The sequence below is a fragment of the Thermoanaerobacter sp. YS13 genome (assembly GCF_000806225.2).
Classification (GTDB): Bacteria; Bacillota; Thermoanaerobacteria; order Thermoanaerobacterales; family Thermoanaerobacteraceae; genus Thermoanaerobacter; species Thermoanaerobacter uzonensis.
On record NZ_JOOI01000003.1, the window covers coordinates 219,066 to 239,429 of the forward strand.

General features: G+C 34.1%; 19 protein-coding genes. All 19 read left to right on the forward strand.

Annotation, left to right across the window (positions count from 1 at the left end; translation table 11 throughout):
* The 19 genes from purS to THYS13_RS13345 all read left to right on the forward strand — a co-directional run bounded on the left by purS (position 1) and on the right by THYS13_RS13345 (position 20,347).
* Positions 1 to 249 (forward strand): phosphoribosylformylglycinamidine synthase subunit PurS, encoded by a 249-nt coding sequence (gene purS / locus THYS13_RS13255; protein ID WP_011025203.1) that lies wholly within the window; start codon positions 1 to 3, stop codon positions 247 to 249.
* Positions 250 to 251: 2 nt separating this feature from the next.
* The gene (gene purQ, locus THYS13_RS13260; protein WP_042835006.1) at positions 252 to 926 is read left to right on the forward strand and encodes a phosphoribosylformylglycinamidine synthase subunit PurQ; all 675 of its coding nucleotides are present in this window, start codon (positions 252 to 254) and stop codon (positions 924 to 926) included.
* 2 nt (positions 927 to 928) lie between these two features.
* Positions 929 to 3,130: a phosphoribosylformylglycinamidine synthase subunit PurL gene (gene purL, locus THYS13_RS13265; protein ID WP_042835093.1), complete on the forward strand. Its 2,202-nt coding sequence runs from the start codon at positions 929 to 931 to the stop codon at positions 3,128 to 3,130.
* Positions 3,109 to 4,506, forward strand: coding sequence for an amidophosphoribosyltransferase (gene purF / locus THYS13_RS13270; protein WP_042835007.1), 1,398 nt, complete (start codon positions 3,109 to 3,111; stop codon positions 4,504 to 4,506). Before purL ends, purF begins: the two co-directional genes overlap by 22 nt.
* A gap of 17 nt (positions 4,507 to 4,523) precedes the next feature.
* A complete protein-coding gene (gene purM / locus THYS13_RS13275; protein WP_042835008.1) occupies positions 4,524 to 5,534 on the forward strand; it encodes a phosphoribosylformylglycinamidine cyclo-ligase in 1,011 nt (336 codons plus the stop codon).
* A complete protein-coding gene (gene purN, locus THYS13_RS13280) occupies positions 5,531 to 6,145 on the forward strand; it encodes a phosphoribosylglycinamide formyltransferase (RefSeq protein WP_042835009.1) in 615 nt (204 codons plus the stop codon). The genes purM and purN overlap by 4 nt, the downstream gene beginning before the upstream one ends.
* A gap of 35 nt (positions 6,146 to 6,180) precedes the next feature.
* Positions 6,181 to 7,707: a bifunctional phosphoribosylaminoimidazolecarboxamide formyltransferase/IMP cyclohydrolase gene (gene purH, locus THYS13_RS13285; protein WP_042835010.1), complete on the forward strand. Its 1,527-nt coding sequence runs from the start codon at positions 6,181 to 6,183 to the stop codon at positions 7,705 to 7,707.
* A gap of 12 nt (positions 7,708 to 7,719) precedes the next feature.
* On the forward strand, positions 7,720 to 8,979 hold the full coding sequence (gene purD, locus THYS13_RS13290) for a phosphoribosylamine--glycine ligase (RefSeq protein ID WP_042835011.1): 1,260 nt from the start codon (positions 7,720 to 7,722) through the stop codon (positions 8,977 to 8,979).
* A gap of 83 nt (positions 8,980 to 9,062) precedes the next feature.
* A complete protein-coding gene (locus tag THYS13_RS13295; protein ID WP_042835012.1) occupies positions 9,063 to 9,662 on the forward strand; it encodes a class I SAM-dependent methyltransferase in 600 nt (199 codons plus the stop codon).
* 68 nt (positions 9,663 to 9,730) lie between these two features.
* Complete coding sequence (murI, locus tag THYS13_RS13300) at positions 9,731 to 10,525, forward strand: glutamate racemase (protein WP_042835013.1); 795 nt, start codon at positions 9,731 to 9,733, stop codon at positions 10,523 to 10,525.
* An 18-nt stretch (positions 10,526 to 10,543) separates the two neighbouring features.
* Complete coding sequence (locus THYS13_RS13305) at positions 10,544 to 11,716, forward strand: M20 family metallopeptidase (RefSeq protein ID WP_042835014.1); 1,173 nt, start codon at positions 10,544 to 10,546, stop codon at positions 11,714 to 11,716.
* A gap of 474 nt (positions 11,717 to 12,190) precedes the next feature.
* Positions 12,191 to 13,747 (forward strand): stage V sporulation protein B, encoded by a 1,557-nt coding sequence (spoVB, locus tag THYS13_RS13310; RefSeq protein ID WP_042835015.1) that lies wholly within the window; start codon positions 12,191 to 12,193, stop codon positions 13,745 to 13,747.
* A 72-nt stretch (positions 13,748 to 13,819) separates the two neighbouring features.
* On the forward strand, positions 13,820 to 15,220 hold the full coding sequence (gene hydG, locus THYS13_RS13315; protein WP_042835016.1) for a [FeFe] hydrogenase H-cluster radical SAM maturase HydG: 1,401 nt from the start codon (positions 13,820 to 13,822) through the stop codon (positions 15,218 to 15,220).
* 239 nt (positions 15,221 to 15,459) lie between these two features.
* On the forward strand, positions 15,460 to 17,535 hold the full coding sequence (locus THYS13_RS13320; RefSeq protein WP_042835017.1) for a BglG family transcription antiterminator: 2,076 nt from the start codon (positions 15,460 to 15,462) through the stop codon (positions 17,533 to 17,535).
* Between the two features lie 13 nt (positions 17,536 to 17,548).
* Complete coding sequence (locus THYS13_RS13325; protein WP_042835018.1) at positions 17,549 to 17,788, forward strand: hypothetical protein; 240 nt, start codon at positions 17,549 to 17,551, stop codon at positions 17,786 to 17,788.
* Positions 17,789 to 17,815: 27 nt separating this feature from the next.
* On the forward strand, positions 17,816 to 18,142 hold the full coding sequence (locus THYS13_RS13330; RefSeq protein ID WP_003870491.1) for a PTS sugar transporter subunit IIB: 327 nt from the start codon (positions 17,816 to 17,818) through the stop codon (positions 18,140 to 18,142).
* A gap of 12 nt (positions 18,143 to 18,154) precedes the next feature.
* Positions 18,155 to 19,471, forward strand: coding sequence for a PTS sugar transporter subunit IIC (locus THYS13_RS13335; RefSeq protein ID WP_042835019.1), 1,317 nt, complete (start codon positions 18,155 to 18,157; stop codon positions 19,469 to 19,471).
* A 21-nt stretch (positions 19,472 to 19,492) separates the two neighbouring features.
* Positions 19,493 to 19,810 (forward strand): PTS lactose/cellobiose transporter subunit IIA, encoded by a 318-nt coding sequence (locus tag THYS13_RS13340; RefSeq protein WP_042835020.1) that lies wholly within the window; start codon positions 19,493 to 19,495, stop codon positions 19,808 to 19,810.
* Between the two features lie 234 nt (positions 19,811 to 20,044).
* Positions 20,045 to 20,347: a YerC/YecD family TrpR-related protein gene (locus THYS13_RS13345; protein ID WP_042835021.1), complete on the forward strand. Its 303-nt coding sequence runs from the start codon at positions 20,045 to 20,047 to the stop codon at positions 20,345 to 20,347.
* Positions 20,348 to 20,364: the final 17 nt, after the last annotated feature.

Below are 20,364 nucleotides of genomic sequence, written 5' to 3' on the forward strand. Positions count from 1 at the left end.
GTGCTAATTGCAAAAGTCTATATAACTTTAAAAAAAGGAATACTTGACCCTCAAGGAAAAGCAGTAAAGGGAGCTTTGCATTCATTAGGATACGAAGAAGTAAAAGAGGTGCGGGTTGGGAAATATATAGAATTAACTTTTGAGGATGGCGATTTATCCCTCCTAAAGGACAAAGTAGATGAGATGTGTAAAAGGATACTGACAAATCCAATTATTGAAGATTACACCTTTGAAATTGTGGAGGGATAAAGATGAAATTTGCTGTTATAGTTTTTCCAGGTTCCAATTGCGATGTGGACTGCTATTATGCTGTTAAAGATGGGCTTGGGGAAGAAGTAGAGTATGTGTGGCATCAAGAAAAAAATTTGAGCAAGTACGATGTTATAATGTTACCAGGAGGATTTTCCTATGGTGATTATTTGAGGGCAGGAGCTATTGCCAGGTTTTCGCCTGTCATGGAGGCTGTCAGAGAAGAAGCAGAAAAAGGAAAATTTATTATAGGCATATGCAACGGATTTCAGATACTTACAGAAGCAGGGCTTTTGCCGGGAGCTTTGAGAAAAAATGAAGGGCTGAAATTTATCTGCAAGACTGTCAGTATAATAGTTGAAAATGACAAAACTCCTTTTACTACAAGGCTTAAAAAAGGGCAGGAGATTTTACTTCCAGTTGCTCATGGAGAAGGCAATTATTATGTAGATGACAAAACTTTAAAAGAACTAAAAGAAAACAATCAAATTGTTTTTAGGTATAAAGAAAATATCAACGGCTCTGTTGAGAGAATAGCCGGAGTTATAAATAAAAAGGGAAATGTTTTAGGAATGATGCCTCATCCAGAGAGAGCTTATACCCACTTGCTGGGTAATACTGACGGGCTTTATATCTTAGGGTCAATAGTGGATAATTTTGTAAAAGGCGGGGTTTAATGATGGATAAAATATGGAGAGAATTAGGACTTACTGATGAGGAGTATGAGAAGATTATTACGATATTAGGAAGAGAGCCTAATATAACTGAATTAGGTATGTATAGTGTTATGTGGTCTGAACATTGTGCCTATAAAAACTCTAAACCTCTTTTAAAATATCTACCTACAAAAGGCGAAAGAGTAATACAAGGGCCAGGAGAAAATGCAGGAGTATTGGATATTGGGGATAATTTGGCAGTTGTGATGAAGATAGAAAGTCATAATCATCCTTCGGCGATTGAACCCTATCAAGGAGCAGCCACAGGTGTTGGGGGAATAATAAGAGATATATTTACAATGGGGGCAAGGCCAATTGCTCTTTTGGATTCTTTGAGATTTGGAATTCCTGAGGATAAAAGGACTAAATATCTTATCGAAAACGTGGTAGCCGGTATAGGGGATTATGGAAATTGCATAGGAATTCCTACGGTGGGTGGTGATACCTATTTTGAAGAAAGTTACAAAGGGAATCCTTTAGTAAATGCGATGTGCGTAGGAATAGTGGAAAAAGACAAGATAAAGAAAGGGATAGCAAAAGGTATAGGTAATCCTGTTATGATAGTAGGTGCTACTACGGGGAGAGACGGCATTGGAGGAGCAAGTTTTGCTTCTCAGGAATTAAGCGAGGAATCAGAAGAAAAAAGACCTTCTGTTCAGGTTGGCGACCCATTTATGGAAAAACTGCTTTTAGAGGCTTGCTTAGAACTTTTTGAAACAGATGCCGTAGTTGCTATACAAGATATGGGAGCAGCAGGTCTTACCTCTTCTTCTTGCGAGATGGCTTCCCGCGGTGGAGTTGGAATGGAAATTGACCTTGATAAAGTGCCTTTGAGAGAAAAGGGAATGACACCCTATGAAATAATGCTTTCTGAATCTCAGGAGAGGATGTTGGTTGTAATAGAGAAAGGCAAAGAAGAAGAGGTACAAAAGGTGTTTAAAAAATGGGGGCTGAATGCCGCCACAATAGGGAAAATCACTGATGATGGAATGATAAGAGTGATTAAAGATGGAAAAATAGTTGCAGAAGTTCCAGCCAAGTCTTTAGCAGAAGATGCCCCACAATATATTAGAGAAGAAGAAGTGCCTAAATGGCAAGAAGAGGTCAAGAAATTGGATATAAATGAAATAAAACCTCCAGAGGATATGAATAAAGCTCTAAAAGATGTAATTTCTTCTTTAAATATTGCAAGTAAAGAATGGATATACAACCAATATGATTACATGGTGAGGACAGACACAGTAATAACTCCAGGAATGGATGCGGCTGTTGTGAGGATAAAAGGTACAAGAAAAGCTGTTGCATTGACAACGGATTGCAATGGTAGATATTGTTATTTAGATCCCTATATAGGTTCTCAAATTGCTGTAGCGGAGGCAGCTCGAAATCTTTGTATGGTTGGTGCTAAGCCTATAGGGGTTACGGATTGTTTGAATTTTGGCAATCCAGAAAAGAAAGAAATATATTGGCAGTTAAAAAATTCTATATTTGGAATAGCTAAAGCCTGCGAAACTTTTCAAATACCTGTGGTAAGCGGAAATGTCAGTCTTTACAATGAAAATGAGGGAGAGGCCATTTATCCTACTCCTGTGATAGGAATGGCAGGCCTTATAGAGGATGTATCAAAAATTTGTACAATGGACTTTAAAAAAGAAAGAGATGTAATTATAATTTTAGGTGAGAATAAAGGAGAGATTGGAGGAAGCGAGTATCTAAAAGTTTGCTTTGGAATAGTAAAAGGGGAACCACCTCAAATAGACTTGGAAGAAGAAAAAAGATTGCAAGAATTGGTGTTAAAACTTATTGATAAAGGCTTAATTAAGTCGTCTCATGACATATCAGAGGGTGGTTTTGCAGCTGCCTTGGTTGAAAGTGCAATTGCAGGTAAAAAAGGTGCAAAAATTTCGCTACAAACTTCTTTCAGCGAGGATACAGAATTGTTTTCTGAATCTCAATCAAGAGCATTAATTACTGTAAGTCCTGAAAAAGTAGATGAAGTGTTAAAAATAGCTTATGAATACCAAGTTCCAGCACAAAAAGTAGGAGTTGTAGAGGGTAAAGATATTGTAGTTGATATAAATGGTAAAAGAATAATAGACCTTCCTTTAGAAGTCTTAGAGGAAAGCTGGAGAGGGAGAATAAAATGGGAAATGGAGAGAAATTAAAAGAGGAATGTGGTGTTTTTGGTGCTTTTAGTTTGTCCACTTCAGTTACTTCTTATATCTATTATGGCTTACAAGCCTTGCAGCACAGAGGGCAGGAAAGTTCAGGTATAGCTATTTATGATGGCGAAAAAATAAATTGTATTAAGGGGTTGGGACTTGTCAGCGAGGTCTTTAATAAGGAAAATTTAAAGACATTAGAGGGAAAAATGGGGGTAGGCCATGTAAGGTATTCTACTACAGGCAGCAATGACATTATAAATGCTCAACCCCTTGTTGCTGATTTTAAGAATGAATATATGGCTCTTGCCCATAATGGTAATTTGATAAACGTAGAAAAGTTAAGAGACCAATTAGAGAAGGACGGTAGAATATTTCAAACTACAACTGATAGTGAAATAATCCTTCATTTAATTGCAAAGAATTTCCAAAATGGCTTAATAGAAGCCCTCAAGGAAACAATAAAGCAAATAAAAGGTTCATACGCTTTAGTGATATTAACAGACAATAAATTAATAGGTATAAGAGACGTAAACAGTATAAGGCCTCTTTGTATAGGTAAAAAAGATGACACTTATTTCTTATCTTCTGAGTCTTGTGCCTTTGACGTAATAGGAGCAGAGTTAATACGAGATGTAGAAGCAGGAGAAATAGTTATAATTGATGAAAAAGGAATAGAGTCAGTTAAGTTAGAAGTAGAAGAAAAAAAGATGCCTTGTGTTTTCGAGTATATTTACTTTGCTAGACCTGACAGTGTCATAGATGGAAGAAGTGTTTATCTTACACGATTGGAGATGGGCAAAAGATTAGCTGAAGAAGCACCTGTAGATGCAGACTTGGTAGTACCAGTTCCAGATTCAGGTATTGCTTCTGCAAGAGGTTACTCTCTCAAAACAGGTATACCAATGGGTGAGGGACTTATAAAAAATAAATACGTTGGAAGAACTTTTATTGCTCCTGACCAAAGGGATAGAGAGACAGGTGTTAGAATAAAGCTGAATGTATTAAAAGAATTGGTTCAAGGCAAAAGAATAATTTTAATAGATGATTCAATTGTTAGAGGTACTACTATGAAGAGATTGGTGAGTTTATTAAAGAGTGGAGGAGCAAAAGAAGTCCATGTGAGGATAAGTTCACCTCCTGTTAAATATTCCTGCTACTTTGGAATTGATACTCCGACAAAAAAAGAATTGATAGCGGCGAGGATGTCAGTTGAAGAGATATGCAAATTAATAGAAGCTGACAGCCTACAGTTTTTAAGTATTGAAGGGCTTATAAAAAGTGTAGGACTTAAATCTATTTGCACAGGTTGCTTTGATGGCAATTATCCTATGTATGTTCCAAAAGAAGGAAGCAAGTATCTTTTTGAGAAAAAATAAAAAGTGGGTGTATGATTATGAATTATAAGGATGCTGGGGTAAATATAGATGAAGGCAATAAACTGGTGGAAATGATAAAGCCGCTAGCTAAGCAAACCTTAAATGAATATGTTTTAGAAGGGATAGGAGGTTTTGCTGGGCTTGTTGAGATAAAAAATTATAAAAATCCTGTGCTTGTGTCAAGCACTGATGGAGTTGGAACAAAACTTAAAATAGCCTTTATGATGGACAAACACGATACTATAGGAATAGACCTTGTAGCTATGTGTGTAAATGACATTATTGTAACTGGTGCTAAGCCTTTGTTTTTTCTTGACTATTTCGCTACTGGAAAGTTGAAAAGTGAGACTGCAGTAGAAGTAATCAGAGGAATAGCAGAGGGTTGTAAAATAGCCGGTTGTGCTTTGATAGGAGGAGAAACAGCAGAACTTCCAGGTTTTTATAAAGAAGGAGAATACGATTTAGCAGGCTTTTGTGTAGGAATTGCAGAAAAAGAAGAGCTGATTAATACAAAATCAATAAAAGAAGGAGATGCCATAATTGGGATTGCCTCTTCTGGAATTCACAGCAATGGCTATTCTTTAGTGAGGAAAGTGTTTTTTGAGGAAAATAATTTTTCAGTAAAAGACTTTATACCAGAGCTTGGGACGAATTTAGGAGATGCACTCCTTACCCCTACAAAAATATATGTCAAGTCAATAGAGGCTTTAAAAAGGTTAAAAATTAAAGGGATGGCTCATATTACCGGAGGAGGTTTTATTGACAATATTCCCAGAATACTAAGAAAAAGTATAGCTGCAAAAATAAATAAAGGAAGTTGGGAAATTCCAACCATTTTTAACTTAATTCAAAGATTGGGAGATATTGAAGAAAGAGAAATGTATCGCACTTTTAATATGGGGATTGGCATTGTAGTTATAATAGATCCATCTGATGTAGATAAGGCTTTAGAAAAATTAAGTGGCATGGGTGAAAAAGCTTATGTAATAGGGGAGATAGTAGAAAAAGAAGGCGGTGTAATTTTATGAACCTTGTGGTAATGGCATCAGGTAATGGGACTGATTTGCAGTCAATAATTGATGCCATTGAAAAAGGATATATAAATGCCAGGATAATTGCTGTTATTAGCGATAAAAAAGGAGCTTATGCTCTTGAAAGGGCAAAAAAACACGGAATTGCTACTTACTGCCTTCCCAAAAAAGAATTGAAAGAAAATTTTCAAAGAGAGTTATTAAAACTTCTTGAAAAATTGAATCCTGATGGAATAATTCTTGCAGGCTTTTTGACAATTCTCAGTGAAGAAATTGTACAAACATTTGAAAACAAGATAATAAATATACATCCCTCACTTATTCCTGCTTTTTGTGGCAAAGGATTTTATGGAATGAAGGTACATCAGGCTGTTTATGAATACGGAGTAAAATACACCGGCTGTACTGTTCACTTTGTAGACAGTGGTGCTGATACAGGACCTATTATTCTTCAAGAAGTTGTGAAAATTGATGAAGAGGATACGCCAGAGGCCATTGCTAAAAAAGTGCTGGAAGTAGAACACAAAGTTTTACCTTATGCAGTTAAGCTTTTTACAGAAGGGAAGTTAAAAGTCGAAGGTAGAAAAGTGAAGATATTAGAGTTTTAAAAGGATTACAAAACTGTAAAAAAGGAGGAGATTCTATGGCCAAAAAAGCGTTAATAAGTGTTTCAAAAAAAGAAGGAATAGTTGAATTTGCTAAAAAGCTAAATGAATTAGGATATGAAGTGATATCAACGGGTGGTACTTATAACCTTCTTAAAGAAAATGGAGCAAATGTAATAAAAGTGTCAGACATAACAGGTTTTCCTGAAATTATGGACGGTAGAGTAAAGACGCTTCACCCTAAAATTCATGGAGGGCTTCTTGCAATAAGAGACAATGAAGAGCACATTAAAGCTCTAAAAGAACATGGCATTGAACCAATAGATATAGTTGTTATAAATTTATATCCTTTTAAAGAGACAATCCTCAAAGAAAATGTGACTTTAGAAGAAGCGATAGAAAATATAGACATTGGCGGTCCTTCAATTATAAGGGCTGCAGCTAAAAACTACAAATATGTGACTATTCTTGTGGATCCAAAGGATTATAATACAGTCATTGAAGAAATAAAACAATATGGCAATACAAAAGAAGAGACGAGATTTTATCTGGCAGCAAAAGCTTTTGGCCATACAGCCCTTTACGATTCTTTGATATACAACTATTTGATACAAAAAAATAACATAGAATTTCCCGAAATTATGGCCTTTGCCTTCGAAAAAGCTCAAGACATGAGATATGGTGAAAATCCTCATCAAAAAGCAGCTTTTTATAAAAATCCTATAAAAGCCTATGGCATTGCAGAATGTGAGCAGTTGCACGGTAAAGAGCTCTCTTTTAACAATATAAACGATGCAAATGCTGCAATAGAACTTTTAAGAGAGTTTAAAGAGCCTGCAGCAGTTGCTGTAAAGCACACAAATCCTTGTGGAGTAGCTATTGCAGATAATATATACAATGCTTACTTAAAAGCTTATGAGAGTGACCCTATCTCTATTTTTGGGGGAATTGTAGCATTAAATAGAACTGTAGATGTTAAAACAGCTGAAGAACTTATAAAAATATTCTTAGAAATAGTAATTGCTCCAGACTTTGAAGAAGAGGCCTTAGAGATTTTAAAGAAAAAGAAAAACTTAAGGATATTGAGGTTAAAAGAAGGATATGAAAAAGAATATGATTTAAAGAAAGTAGAAGGCGGACTTTTACTACAAGAAAAAGATGAAATAGATTTAGATGAGAATAATTTGAAAGTAGTTACTAAAAAAGCACCTACTCAAAAAGAGATGGAAGATTTAAAGTTTGCCTGGAAGGTAGTAAAGCACGTAAAATCCAATGCGATTGTTTTAGCAAAAGATGGAGCTACAGTAGGTATTGGCGTGGGACAAGTCAACAGGATATGGCCGGCAGAACAAGCAATCAAACAAGCAGGCGAAAAAGCAAAGGGAAGTGTCCTTGCATCAGATGCCTTTTTCCCATTTCCAGATGTTGTGGAGGTAGCTTCAAAGGCTGGTATAACTGCCATAATCCAACCAGGCGGCTCACAAAACGATGCTTTATCAATTGAAGCTGCAGACAAAGGCGGTATATCAATGATATTCACCGGCATAAGGCACTTTAAACATTGAGGAGGAATTTGTATGAAGGTTTTAGTCATAGGGGGAGGAGGAAGAGAACATGCAATTGTTCACAAACTTTCACAAAGTCCTAAGGTGGATAAAATCTACTGTGCTCCCGGAAATGCTGGCATAGGTCTTTTAGCAGAATGTGTTGATATAAAAGTTGGAGATATTGAAAGGCTTAAAGAATTTGCCATAAAAAATAACATTGATTTAACAGTTGTAGGACCAGAGATGCCATTAGTACAAGGTATTGTGGATGAATTTGAAAAAGCAGGGCTTAAAATCTTTGGGCCTAATAAAAGTGCTGCAGCTGTTGAGGGAAGCAAATATTTTACTAAACAGCTTCTTTCTAAATACAATATTCCTACTGGAAGGTTTAAAGCCTTTGACAAGTATCAGGAGGTTCTGAAATTTTTGAAAGAGACATGGTATCCTGTTGTGATGAAAGCAGATGGACTGGCACAGGGTAAAGGAGTGTTTATTGTAAAAGATTTTATAGAGGCAAAAGAAGCTCTTGATTTAATGATGAAAAAAAGGATTTTTGGTGCATCAGGAGATATCGTAATAATAGAAGAGATGCTTTTTGGAAAAGAAACGTCAGTATTCGCATTTACAGATGGAGAAAATATTTTACCTATGGTTTCTGCTATGGATTACAAGAAGGTCTATGAAGGAGACAAAGGTCCTAACACTGGAGGTATGGGAAGCATTGCACCAAATCCTTATCTTGAGGAAGAAACTTTAAAAGAAGTAATGGAAAGTATTTTAAAACCAATGGTAAAGGCACTTCAAAAAGAAGGCATTGTATATAAAGGAGTATTGTATGCAGGTTTAATGCTTACAAAAGAAGGACCTAAGGTTTTAGAATTTAATGCAAGATTTGGAGACCCTGAAACACAAGTTGTACTGCCCCTTTTAAAAACAGACCTTATTGATATAATGGAAGCTAGCATAGAAGGAAAACTTGATAAAATACAAATTGAATGGGAAGACAAAAAGGCTGTATGTGCCGTTGCGGTATCAAACGGTTACCCAGGGGAATATCAGACTGGTTTTGAGATAACAGGGTTAGAAAAAGTAAAAGAAGCATTTGTATATCATGCAGGGACGTCATTAAAAGATGGTAAAATTACCACGTCAGGTGGAAGAGTGCTTGCTGTTACCTCAATAGGGGATTCATATGAAGAAGCGAGAGAAAAAGTTTATAGAGAAATTAAAAAAATAAGATTTGAAGGGATGTACTATAGAAAAGATATTGCTTTGGTAAGCCAGGTGTAAACCTGGCGTTTTTAATCAGTTTAAAGTTATGGTATAATATCTACTAACATATGCCTTGATTTTTTAAAAATGGGGGAGAAATTATGCCCAAAGACCATGTAAAACTTTTTGATATCATATCTCCAATTTATGGATGGTTTTTTAATTCTCAGGTGGAATATTATAAAAAAGTATTAGTTATTTTAAAAGAGCATATTGATTTAAGAAATTACATAAAATTTTTAGATGTAGGGTGTGGTACAGGTGCATTGTGTTATGTATTAAGAGAGGCTGGCTTTGAGGTTTCTGGGGTGGAAGTTTCTGCAGGTATGTTAGCACAAGCGATGAAAAGGTTGAAAAACACGGATATTAAGGCATATAAGATAAATCCAGGTGAAGGGTTTCCTTTCGAAGATAATTTTTTTGATGTGGTTACAGCTTCTTATGTGGCTCATGGTATTAAAAAGAATGAGCGGGAAATATTATATAAAGAAATGTCAAGGGTCGCAAAGCATTATGTAATTCTTCATGACTACAATCAAAACAGAGACTTTTTTACTTCATGTGTGGAATGGTTGGAAGGTGGAGATTATTTTAATTTTGTAAAAGAAGTTAAAAAAGAACTAAAAGAAAACTTTAAAGAAGTAAAAATGGTAGATATCAGTTCAAAAGCTTCTTTATACATCTTACAACCTAATAAATAAATTATGATATAATAATTACCATGGTATGAATAATTAACTGGCTTAAATTTTTATTAGGGTGTGATGAAATGGACTCAAGACCAATAGGTATTTTTGACTCTGGAGTAGGAGGACTTACAGTACTAAAAAGACTTGTTGAGGCTTTACCAGGGGAAAACTATATTTACTTTGGTGATACAAAAAGAGTTCCCTATGGCGATAGAAGTGAAGGAGAGATAAAAAAATTTGCAAAACAGATTTTAAATTTTATGAGAGAGCAAAAAGTCAAAGCCGTAGTAATAGCTTGCAATACTACTTGTGCAGTTATAGATAAAAGCGAATATGATATGGTTCTTTTTGATGTTTTAAAAGCAGGGGCAGAGAGCGCTGTCCTGTATACTATAAACAAAAAAATAGGTGTTATTGCAACTACAAGAACTGTTGAAAGCAAAAGCTATGAAAAAAATATAAAAATTATTGATAAAAATATTGAAGTCTACCAAGAGGCATGTCCTGAATTTGTCCCCCTTATTGAAAAAGGGCTATACAATTCGCCAATAGCCTACGAAACTGCTAACAAGTGTTTAAAAGAATTAAAAGAAAAAGAGATAGATACTCTTGTTTTAGGTTGTACTCATTATCCTTTAATGGTAGAAGTTATAGAAAAAATAATGGGAGAAAATGTAAAAATAGTAGACCCTGCAATTAAACTAGCTTATGATGTGAAAGATTATTTATTAAAGAAAGATTTATTTAATCCTCAAATTATTGGCAAGACAAAATTTTTTGTAAGTGGAGATAAAGATAATTTTATCAAAACGGCAGAAATGCTATTAGGCGAGAAAATTGAGAATGTTTTGCATGTAGACATAGAAAAATATTAAAAACAGGTGGGATTTAGTATGGATATTCTCAAAGAAGCTGAAAAAGTAGAAAAAGAAGTAATAGAATTAAGGCGAAAAATACACATGTACCCTGAATTAGGTTTTGAAGAAACAAAAACTTCCGAAGTTGTTTATGATTATTTAAAAAATTTAGGGATTGAAGTAAAGAGAATTGCTAAAACTGGCGTTGTGGGTACCCTTAAAGGCAATGGAAGCAAGACGATAGCTATAAGAGCAGATATGGACGCTCTCCCAATTCAAGAAGAAAATGATGTAGAATATGCATCGCAGATTCCAGGAAGAATGCATGCTTGTGGGCATGATGTTCATACAGCTATACTTCTTGGTACTGCTAAACTTTTGGCAAATATGAGAGATAAGTTAAAGGGAAATGTTAAGTTTATATTTCAACCAGCGGAAGAAACAACAGGGGGAGCTCTTCCGATGATTGAAGAAGGAGTTTTAGAAAATCCTAAAGTTGATGCTATAATAGGACTACATGTAGACCCAGAACTTCAAGTGGGGCAAATAGGGATAACCTATGGAAAGGCTTATGCTTCTTCTGACATGATTGATATAATTGTAAAAGGCAAAAGTAGTCATGGGGCTGAGCCTCACAAATCGGTGGATGCCATAGTGATTGCTGCTAATATTGTAAATATACTCCAAACAGTCGTTAGTAGAAAAGCTAACCCATTGAGTCCTATAGTGCTAACTATTGGCACTATTGAAGGAGGATACGCACGAAATATAATAGCGGACAAAGTGAGGATGTCTGGAATTATAAGAATGATGGAAGAAGAAAAAAGAGATGAGATTGTTGAGATGGTAGAGAAGATTTGCGATAACACAGCAAAAGTTATGGGAGGAGAAGTAGAATTTAGAAGAACAAGAGGTTATCCTTGCCTTGTAAATCACAAAGGTATGACAGACCTCATAAAAGAAACTGCTTTTCCTTTGCTAGGGGAAGGCAATGTAATAGAAGTGGCACCAACAATGGGAGTAGAAGATTTCGCTTATTTCTTGCAAAAAGTCCCTGGCAGTTTTTATAAATTAGGGTGTGGCAATAAAGAAAAAGGAATAGATAAACCTATACATAACAACCAATTTAATATTGATGAGGAGTGTATTAAAATTGGCCTTGCTGTACACGTCTCTACAGTTTTAAAATATTTAAACTCAAATGGTTAAAAAATTATTTGAAAGGTTAAAAAATATTTGAAAAAAATTAGTTTTGTCGCTTTGGAGCATCGGAGCGACGATGCAAAATATCTCTTTTGAATATTTTTTTACTTTGTCAACAAACTGGATTTATTTATAAATATTCTTCTAAAACTTACGAAAAAGATTTACTGCAGTTTTATTTATTTGCAGTGATTAATAATTTTACAAAACTGCAGGGAAAATTTCATATAAAAAAATATTTAAATCAAATCTTGACATTTTTCATCAAATGATGCATAATATTTGGCGGAAGAGAGGTAATGTGAATTTATCACCTCTGCCAATAGGTGAGAGGAAGCCTTAGGAATGTGTAAATCTTAACCCCCCTAATTTTATGTACTTAAAAATTTCTCCCCCTAATCTCCCCTTTACTACCGGCATACTGCCGGTTTTTTTCATATATAAAAAGCACTGCGAATAAACTATTGTGAGGTGTTGTTTATGCACAATAGGTCTTTTATTCGCGGTGCTTTTATATTAACTATTGCCAATATTATAGACAGAGGCATTGGATTTATCTTTAGAATAATTTTATCAAATATGTTAGGCCCGGAAGGTACGGGTATTTATCAATTAGTTCTTCCTATATATTTTGTTTCAATAACTTTTTTAACCTCTGGTACGATGGCTGTCACTTCTCGCTTTATTTCAGAAGAAAGAGCAAAAGGAAACAAAAAAAATATGTTTAAAATTTTAAAAATTACTTTTTTGATAGTATTAATGTTTGCTTTTACTATTACTTTGTTGCTATTTTTTAATGCTAGGTACGTAGCTGAAAAGTTACTTCACGAACCAAGAGCACTTTTATCAATTCTCATTTTTGCACCGGTACTTATCATTGTTGCTTCTTCATCAGTGCTTAAGGGATTTTTTCAAGGAGTTATAAATATGATACCTGCTTCAGTTTCAGAAATTGTTGAACAAATAGTACGGGTATCAACAACTTTATATTTAATACAACTTTTCACAGGAGTGAAACTTGAATATTTAGTAGCGATAGCTATATTTGGCATATCTGTAGGTGAAATTGTCAGTTTTCTTATGTATATACTTTTTTACAAAAGAGAAGTAAAAATTATAAACAAAGAAATGCCTTATGATGGAAAGGAATGGGATACTTTTTCTATAACAAAAACGTTAGTTGTTACTTCCATACCTATAACTTTTTCAAAATTAATTGTAAATGTGTTGGATTTAGCGGAATCTTTAATAATTCCTTCAAGACTTGTTGTCTCAGGTCTCACTCACAGTGAAGCGATGTCTGAATTTGGCAAAATGTTAGGTATGGCAGTACCTCTTGCTTACATGCCAGCAGTTATAACTTCAAGTCTTTCCACTACTGTACTTCCTGCAGTTTCTGAAGCAGCTGCTCTAAAAAAGTGGGATACAGTAAGACTTAGGATTAACCAAGCAATTGGCTATACTACTTTAGTAGCTTTTCCTGCCATAATTTTATTTTTAGCTCTTCCTGATCAAATCTCTCAGCTTTTGTATCCATCTTCACCAGGAGTAGGGGCTTTTGTGAGAGCGATTTCCATGGGAAGTATATTTGCATTTTTAGAAGCGGTGGTGGCTAGCATTCTCCATGGATTAGGAAAGCAAAATGTGGTTTTAAAAAATTCTATTATATGGTTGGGAGTCTGTATTATAGGTATGTATTACTTAACCGCCATGCCACAACTTAGACTTTTTGGATATATATATAGCTTTATATTTGCCGATGCTTTTATTTTAATGCTAAATATGTTTGAACTCATAAAAATGACAGAATTAAGAATAGACTATTTAAATTGGTTTATAAAACCGATAACAGCATCAACAATTATGGGAATAATTGTTATAATTATACACAGTAAATTGTTTACAATTAATGCTAATATGTGGATAAATATTTTTTTATCAATTTTTATAGGAATTCCTGCCTATTTACTGCTTTGCTCTGCGTTGAAACTACCTTATATTGAGGATTTAAGAAAAATAATTTTGTTGAAAAATTAACAATAATAGTATATAATAAAAATAAAACTAAGCCCAAGGGGATTTTCCTGAGGGTAAGGGAGGAGATAAAATATGATAAAAGAAAAAGCAGATTTTATTAATAATGAGAAGATATTACAGGATTTGGAAAAGGCTAAAAAAGCGACAAGTAAAGATGCATTGGGAATTATAGAGAAGGCTAAAAAGCTAAAAGGCATTACTCCTGAAGAAGCAGCGGTACTTTTAAATGTAGAAGATGAGGATTTGCTCAATGAGATGTTTAAAGTAGCAAGGTATATAAAAGAAGAAATATATGGAAATAGGATTGTAATATTTGCTCCCCTTTATGTAAGTAACTACTGTGTAAACAACTGTAGATATTGTGGTTACAGACATTCTAATGAGCAGGAAAGAAAAAAGCTTACAATGGAAGAAGTGAGAAGAGAAGTTGAGATTTTGGAAGAGATGGGACATAAGAGATTAGCAGTTGAAGCTGGAGAAGACCCTGTAAATTGCCCTATAGATTATATTATCGATGTAATAAAGACGATATACGATACAAAACTTAAAAATGGAAGTATTAGAAGAGTAAATGTCAATATAGCGGCAACTACTGTGGAAAATTACAAAAAACTTAAAGAAATAGGAATAGGGACATATATTTTATTCCAAGAAACTTACCATAGGCCCACTTATGAATACATGCATCCACAGGGACCAAAACATGATTACGACTATCATTTGACTGCTATGGACAGGGCTATGGAGGCAGGCATTGACGATGTAGGATTAGGAGTTTTGTATGGGCTTTATGATTACAAGTACGAAACTGTTGCTATGCTTTATCATGCGAATCATTTAGAGGAAAAATTTGGAGTTGGGCCACATACTATTTCAGTACCGCGACTTAGACCAGCTCTTAACACTTCCATAGATAAATTTCCATATATTGTATCAGATAAAGACTTTAAAAAATTAGTAGCAGTCATAAGAATGGCAGTGCCCTATACTGGAATGATTTTGTCTACAAGAGAAAAGCCTAAATTTAGAGAAGAAGTAATAAGCATTGGCATTTCTCAGATTAGTGCAGGTTCTTGTACAGGAGTAGGTGGATATCATGAAGAGATATCCAAAAAAGGTGGTTCAAAGCCACAATTTGAGGTAGAAGACAAAAGAAGTCCTAATGAAATCTTAAGAACTTTGTGTGAACAAGGGTATCTTCCAAGTTATTGTACTGCTTGCTACAGAATGGGACGTACAGGAGACAGGTTTATGAGTTTTGCAAAATCAGGCCAAATACACAACTTCTGCCTACCAAATGCGATACTAACCTTCAAAGAGTTTTTGATTGATTACGGAGATGAAAAAACTAAGGAAATTGGAGAAAAAGCAATAGCGGTAAATTTAGAGAAAATTCCATCAATAACTGTAAGGGAAGAGACAAAGAGAAGGCTTACAAGAATAGAAAATGGAGAAAGAGATCTTTTCTTTTAATATGAAAAATGCCAACAAAATAAAACTTATCAACAAACTTTCGTAAAGGAGATATTTTGCATAAGGAGCGACGATGTAAAATATCTCCTTTGTATATTTTTACAATTAAAAATATGGCACAATGCTAATGCCAGATAATTTACATCTTTCCCTTGTTAATTTAGCAATTAAGTGTATAATATAGTTGTAAAAAGAGATACTATTATTAAATTAATGTCACAGAAAAGTGATGATGTAAAATGAATAAGCTAAGTGGGCGCCAACTGCAAATTTTAAGAAAAATACTGTCCTCTTCACATACAAGAATGGAAGACATTATGAAAGAATTTGATATAAGCAAAAGGACAGTATACAGAGAAATTGCTTCTATAAATGAATTTGTTAAAAATTACAACTCAAAAATTGTAAATAAAACTGATGGGTTGGTTATAGAAGGCAATGTTGCTGATATTGAGAAGCTAAAGCTAGATATAGTAGGATATCGTTCAGAGTTTGAAACAGAAGAGAGAAGAAAAATGATATTGTCGGAGCTTTTGCAGCTACATGAACCCGTTAAATTAGAGTATTTCAGCAAGAAATTTGGTGTCACCACTTCTACAATAAGTTATGACCTTAAAGAATTAGAAAGGTGGATTATAAAACAAGGATTAACTTTAATAACAAAGCCAGGTTATGGCGTTTATATATCGGGAAGCGAAAATTCTTTTAGAAAAGCTATAGCTAACTTTTTGTATGAGAATTTTGATACTGCAGATTTGATTGATTTCTTAAAAACAGGATATCTTGCAAAAAACAATATTGAAAAAAACATAGATTTGAGGCTTTTAAACTTAATTGACTACGATACTGTCTTGAAAATAGAAAAGGCAATTTTAAAATTAAAATCGCAAATTGACTATGAAATTGTAGAAAGTTCCTATTTAGGCCTTGTTGTTCACCTTGCCTTGGCTATAAAAAGGCTTCAAAATGGTGAAACTATTGAAATGGGGGAAGACAATTTACAGGAACTTAAAAAGACTAACGAATACAAATTTGCTAAAAAGTTAGCTAAATATTTACAAGAAGAATTGAATATACCTATACCTGAAGATGAGATTGGCTATGTGACAATACACCTTATAGGTGCAAAGTACAGGTCAACTACTCAAAATTACAATGACAAAGACATAGAGATTATTGCTCGGGACATGATAAAAGAAGCAGAAAAAATTTTTGATGTCAGTTTTTCAGAAGATGAGTTTTTGGAAGATGGCTTAAAGAGTCATTTAGTTCCCGCGGTGTACAGATTGGAGATGGGACTTGACATAAGAAACCCTTTGTTGGAGGATATAAAAACAAAATATCCTTTGCTTTTTGAAAAAAGCAATAGAGTTTGCGATGTTTTGCGAAAAAAATTAAACATGGATATTCCAGAAGATGAAGTTGGATATATTGCTATGCATTTTGGTGCAGCTTTAGAGAGGAAAAAAGAGGCTTCCCAAAGGTACAACATAATGGTGGTATGTGCTAGTGGTATTGGAACCTCCAGAATGCTGATGTCAAAACTTCAGATGTTTCCACAAATAAACATAGTAGACGTTACTTCCAGTATAAAACTAAAAGATCTAAAAGGAAGAGATGATATAGACTTAATTGTTTCTACAATACCTCTTGACATAAAAGATAAAAAAGTCGTTGTAGTAAATCCCTTGCTTTTAAAGGAAGATGTAGAAAAGCTAAAAAAAGCATTAAATACGGACTTTATTATGGAATATGGAATAAAAAAAGAAGAAGGAAATTTTAAAAAAGAGGCTTTACACATAGCCAATTATGGAAAGAGAATTTTGGAATTAAGCGATACCATAACCTATATGACTGTAAAAGGTGAAAAGTCTACTCAAATAATAGAATATATTCTTAAGAATTTGATAGATAAAAGTTTAATAAATGAAAATCAAAAGGAGCAAATAAAAGAAAGACTTTTAAAAAGAGAAAGCTTAGGTAAAATAGTATTACCAAACAAAGGATTTGTCATATATCATTGCACAATTGAAAATATAGATTTTCCATTAGTAGTTGTAGGGAAAGTTATAGAGGAAGTAAAAATGAAAAATCTTGTAGGAGATTATGAAAAGATAAGGACAGCTTTTTTAATGGTAGCACCAGAAGGTGATAGAGAAGGAATTGAAGTTTTGGGAGATTTAAGCGTGTCTTTAATTGAAAGAGAAGATTTGGTGAATACTCTTAACGAAGCACAGTCCCAAAAAGAGGTCAAAGAAAAAATAAAAGAAGTGTTATTGAAAAAATTTTATGAAGAAATAAAAAGGATAATTTAGGAGAGGATCAAAAATGTTTAGCATATCGAGAGTTCAAAGAAAAATATTTTATTTGCTCTTGGGGGTAGTATGGTTTTCTACAGGATTTTATGCCATGTTTCATGATAGCTTCCTTAATGGCTTAAAAATAATGGCTTTTGGAAGTGCCTTTATGTTAATAGTGTTTGCAATACAGACTTATGTCATAAAAATGATACAACTTTATGATAGCAACCTACAAAAACAACATAAAAAGCTTAAAAAGAAAAAATGAAATAATCTTTGAAAGGAGGTGCGAAGGATGGCAATAAGAGGAGTAATACTCTGCAGCTGGGGAGCAACTTCCAGTGCACTTGCTAAAAAAGTAACAGATGAAGCTAAAAAGCAAGGATTGGATGTTGTGGTAGATGCTGGCGGTACAGGAGAGTTCAAAAAGAAGGCAGAGGAATATGATGTAGCGTTATTAGAACCGCAAGTAAGACATCTCAAAAAAGAAATTGAATCAATCGCTTCTAAATACAATATACCTGTTGATATAGTCGATATGCAGGCCTTCGCTATGATGGATGGCAAAAAAATATTAAATCAAATAATTGAGCTTGCTAAAAAAAGTGGAAAAGAAGTTTAAGGAGGGAATAAAATGAACGATAGGCTTTCAAACAATTGGTTTATGAAGTGGATGGAAGAATCTTTAATGCCAGTTCTTGCCCGTATAGCACAAAACGTGTATTTGCAGTCAATTAGAGACGCATTTTCAAGCTTTGCTTTGCCTGTGATTTTGACTGGTGCGCTTTTCTTGATTATAGCAAATCCACCAGAGGGAATTAATTGGGCACCTATACATGCATGGGCAAGAGCAGTAAAACCTATTGCAGCTCAAATCATGATACCTTTCCAACTTACTTTTGGGATAATGGCTATGATGGTAGCCTTTGGTACAGCTTATAGCCTTGCTACACGATGGGACCTCGATGAAACGATGACGGGGATTATTTCAATGTTAGCTTTTTTTATAACAAGCTTTCCTGCAACAGATGTGACAAAAGTTACTTTTGGAGATGTACTAAATTATCTCGGCGGTCAAGGCTTGTTTGTAGCAATAATAATAGGCATAATTACGGCGATAGTTGTGAGATTCTTTAACAAAAGTGGTTTGGTAATAAAAATGCCTGAAGGTGTGCCACCTTATGTGGTAAGAAGCTTCTTAGCATTAATTCCTATGTTTGTAATGATAGTGTCAGCATGGATTGTAGAATGGATTGTATGGGTAAACTTCCACATAACATTGCCACAATTGGTACTTGACTTATTTAAGCCACTTGTTGCTGCATCAAATAGTTATCCTGCAGCTTTAGCTGAAATAATACTCATGATGCTTTTGTGGTCATTAGGAATTCACGGTATGAATGTTGTTTCTTCAATTGCTTATCCTTTCTGGATGACTCAATTGGCTGCAAATGCAGCGGCTGCAGCAAAAGGACTGCCTTTACCAGGTATTGTAACTGAACCTTTCTTCCATGTGTTTACCCACTTAGGCGGTTCAGGTACTACATGGCCTTTGACAATAATGTTTTTACTTTCTGCTTCTGCACAACTTAGAACAATTGGAAGAGCTGAGCTTATACCTGCAATATTTAATATAAACGAACCATTGATTTTTGGTGCTCCTATTGTGTTAAATCCAATACTCATTATTCCGTTTATATTAGCTCCAGCAGCTGTTGTAACAATAAATTACTTTGCTTTTGCTGTAAACTTAGTACCAAGACCTTTGATACAATTGCCTTTTACAGTTCCAGTTTTTATAAGCGGATTTTTATCTTCCGGTGGCCATTGGCAAGGTACTTTGTTGCAAATGGTAAATTTAATTGTAACAGCGATTATATACTATCCCTTCTTTAAAATGTATGAAGCTCAACTTTTAAAGAACGAAAAAGGGGAAAAAGACCACGAATAATTTGTGATGGGAGTGAAACTAATGGACTTAGAACAAATAATATACAATTTAGTATTGCATGGAGGAAATGCAAGAGCGGAAGCTTATGAAGCATTGGATGCAGCTGAAAGAGGAAACTTTGAAGAAGCTGAGAAGCATCTTGAAAAAGCAGATGAAGAGTTTTATGAAGGGCACAAATACCAAAATATGCTGACACAAGGAGAACAAAGTGAAGCTCCTAATTTCTTAGTAATTCATGCACAAGACCAGCTTATGACAGCTCTTGCTGAAAAAAACTTAATAAAAAGAATGATTGAACTCTATAAAAGAGTCAATCAATTAGAAAAAAGACAAAAATAGGCGTTCAATACTACCCGGAGAAAGACCGGGTAGTATTTCTATAATAATTATATCGCCTTTTTTCTTTTTTGTCATTATGATCCGAAACTTTAAAAAGCATTTGTCTATAGAAACAACTACAAATCTATTTTGAATACGTTATAAAAAATCGCTTTAAAGTATTGAATTATTTTTTGATATTTATTACAATATATTTGTAAACAATTTAATTATTTTGTTGAGTGAGGGATAATTATGTATGAATCTAAAATTAAAGATGAACTTGTTGACCAGTTGTTTGAGGCTATTCTAAAACTTAAAAACATAGAGGAATGTTACAGATTTTTTGAAGATATTGCTACAATAAATGAAATAAAGGCATTAGCACAAAGATTGGAAGTTGCAAAAATGCTTCGCAAAAAGAAAACTTACATAGAAATTGCAGAAAAGACAGGAGCAAGTACTGCTACCATAAGCAGAGTAAATAGGGCATTGAATTATGGAGCAAATGGATATAAAATTATATTAGATAGATTAGAAACAGAATCCCGGGATTAAAACCGGGCTTTTTTAAG